Source organism: Holdemanella sp. (genome assembly GCF_056804935.1).
This window is the reverse complement of sequence record NZ_DBMEXE010000220.1, coordinates 1-2683: the sequence shown is the minus strand read 5'-3', so window position 1 is coordinate 2683 and position 2683 is coordinate 1. Positions and strand designations below refer to the sequence as shown.

At 34.1% G+C, this 2683-nt stretch carries 3 protein-coding genes; all 3 read left to right on the top strand.

Features of this window, described 5'->3' with window-relative positions:
• Positions 1–26 precede the first annotated feature (26 nt).
• Positions 27–245, top strand: coding sequence for a hypothetical protein (locus ACZQCL_RS08505; RefSeq protein WP_333672586.1), 219 nt, complete (start codon positions 27–29; stop codon positions 243–245).
• 217 nt (positions 246–462) lie between these two features.
• Complete coding sequence (locus ACZQCL_RS08500) at positions 463–1542, top strand: iron-containing alcohol dehydrogenase (RefSeq protein ID WP_333672587.1); 1080 nt, start codon at positions 463–465, stop codon at positions 1540–1542.
• Between the two features lie 2 nt (positions 1543–1544).
• Positions 1545–2683, top strand: a 1139-nt coding sequence (locus ACZQCL_RS08495; protein WP_482482785.1) for an aldehyde dehydrogenase family protein, incomplete at its 3' end; no start/stop codon positions are given.

The following is a 2683-nucleotide window of genomic DNA, read 5'->3' as shown; positions in this document are numbered from 1 at the left end:
ATTGATGAAAGCTTAGGTGAAGTTAAATGTGTGAAGCTGAAAAGAGATGGCTAGAAGTAAAGTCAAAGGAATGGGAAGCTGAAGGAATAAAAAAAGGAATTGAACAAGGAATTGAACAAGGCAGTGAGAAAAAAGAACTTGAAATGTATCAAAAAATGATGGACAAGGGATTTGGAATTAAAGCTATCGCATCCATCTTCTCAGTAAGTGAAGAATCGATTGAAAGGCTGTTGATGAAAGCATAAAGGTATGGACATTGAACGTGTCCATATTTTTTATAGTTGACAAAGTGAACAAATGAATATAAAGTATACAAAGTTAACTAAACGGAGGTGCTTTATGAATACATTCAAGAAAATATATTGTCGAATTTTTCAGAGTTGTTTTAAACTAGTGATTCCTATTTTACCTTATCGAACTCCTGAAATATTAAAGAGTACATCTTTAATTTCTCATATTTGCATGGATAATCATATATCTAAAGTGATGGTTATTACTGATTTTACTGTGCATCAATTAGGAATATTAGATCGTATGTGTGAACACTTAGATCATCATTCTATTTCATATGTAATTTATGATAAGACGGTCGCAAATCCTACAAGTGATAATGTAGAAGAAGCAAAAAACTTATATTTATCTTCTAATTGTCAAGCTTTAATTGGTTTTGGTGGAGGATCCAGCATGGATTGTGCTAAGGCAGTTGGTGCTAGACTTGTTCGCCCTAAGAAACCACTATCAAAGATGGAGGGAATTTTAAAGATATGGAAGAAACTACCATTGTTGATTTGTGTACCTACCACAGCTGGAACAGGAAGTGAAACAACTCTTGCGGCTGTCATTGTAGATTCAAAAACACGTCATAAATATGCGATCAATGATTTTAATTTGATTCCTGATTATGCCGTTTTAGATCCAAAACCCACTTTATCCTTGCCTCCATTTATTACGGCATGTACTGGTATGGATGCTTTAACCCATGCGATTGAGGCTTATATTGGTAATTCGACTACAAAGAAGACGCGTGCATATGCGTTAAAGGCTACAAAACTAATTTTTGAGAATATATATAAGGTGTATGAAGACGGAAATGATTTAGAAGCTAGAAGCAATATGCTCGATGCTGCCTACTATGCTGGGCATGCCTTTACAGTATCCTATGTAGGATATGTGCATGCGATTGCTCATTCATTAGGCGGAAAATATAATATTGCGCATGGACTAGCTAACGCAACATTACTTGATGTTGTATTGAAACAATATGGAGAAAGTGTGTATAAGAAGCTCTATGAAATGGCTCTGTATTGTGGCATCTGTAATGCGAATGATTCCTATAAGGTTGGGGCTGAGCGTTTTATTGAACAAATCACTTTAATGAAAAAGTATTTTGGCATCTCATCTACATTTAGTGAATTAAAGAAATCGGATATACACGAATTGGCTATTTACGCAGATCATGAAGCCAATCCATTATATCCCGTTCCAGTTTTATGGGGTGTAAAAGAGTTAGAAAAAGTGTATGATTTTGTAGTGGAGGATTAAGTATGGATCCAATCGTTTTAAAACAAAGAGAATTTTATAAGCAACATAAAACACTGGATATTAATTTTAGAATAAATGCCTTAAAAACTTTAAAAAAGGCAATTTTAGCTTATGAAGACAGAATTAATGAAGCTATTAAAATGGATGTTGGAAAATCAAATTTTGAAACTTATATGTGCGAAGTTGGGTTAGCTTTAAGTGAATTGACTTATATGGAAAAACACATTCGTAAGTTTGCTAAAGAAAGGAATGTATATACACCATTGTCTCAATTTTTGTCGCGTAGTTTTGAAAAGCCGAGTCCTTATGGTGTGGTGTTAGTTATTAGTCCTTGGAATTATCCTTTTTTACTTTCTATTGACCCCTTGATTGATGCACTTGCAGCTGGAAATACGGTGGTATTAAAACCTAGTGAATTTAGTCCATACACATCACAAGTAATCAAAGATATGATTGAAGAATATTTCGATCCAGAATATGTGGCTTGTGTACTTGGAGATAGTGAAGTGAGTTCTAAATTATTGGATTCAAAATTTGACTATATTTTCTATACAGGGTCAAAACGTGTAGGAAAAATTGTGATGAATAAGGCGAGTCAATATTTAACGCCAGTCACTCTAGAATTGGGAGGGAAAAGTCCTTGTATCGTAGATAAAGATGCAGATATTAAATTGGCGGCACGAAGAATTGTGTTTGGAAAATATTTGAATTGTGGACAAACCTGTGTAGCTCCAGATTATATGTTGGTACACGAATCTATAAAAGATCAATTAATCGAATGCGTGATATCCGAAATTAAGCGCCAATATGCGAGCTTAGATGATTATGGTCATATTATTAATGAAAAGCACTATAAGAGGATTTTAGGGTTGATTGATATGGATAAGGTTGTCTATGGTGGAAATCATCATAATCTACAAATTGAACCAACGGTATTGGATCGTGTGGATTTTTCAGATCCTATTATGCAGGAAGAGATATTTGGCCCTGTTATGCCAATATTGACATATTCAAATTTAGATGTTGTTATAAACAAAATCAATTCTATGCCTAGCCCACTAGCTTTATATATTTTCACAAATAATAAACAGGTATCTAAGAAAGTAACGAGTGAAGTATCCTTTGGCGGTGGCTGCATCAA